The 272-nt window shown below is 63.6% G+C and carries 1 pseudogene; it reads left to right on the top strand.

From position 1 onward, the window contains the following. Positions 1 to 254: pseudogene (locus SB786_RS36300) on the top strand (porin); the annotation flags it as partial. Positions 255 to 272 lie beyond the last annotated feature (18 nt).

Here is a 272-nt window from a genome sequence, read left to right as displayed (position 1 = left end):
CGATGTACTTCCTGCGCCCGCAGATTGCGATTCTCGGCGGCTACCAGTACACCACCTGGGACCACACGCACTGGCACCAGCCGACGATCGGCGCGCAGTACTACCTGAGCAAGCGCACGAGCTTCTACGTGAACGTGTCGTATCTGCACGCGCAGCACGGCGTCTATGCGAACCAGGGCGCGGGCTTCTACTCGCTGCCGTCGAGCACCAACACGCAGATCACCTCGCGCATCGCCATGATTCACCAGTTCTGATGCACCCGGCGCGCGCGC

Origin of the sequence: Burkholderia sp. SIMBA_062 (assembly GCF_046534765.1) — a bacterium.
Classification (GTDB): domain Bacteria; phylum Pseudomonadota; class Gammaproteobacteria; order Burkholderiales; family Burkholderiaceae; genus Burkholderia; species Burkholderia ambifaria.
This window is presented reverse-complemented; position numbering and strand designations above follow the sequence as displayed.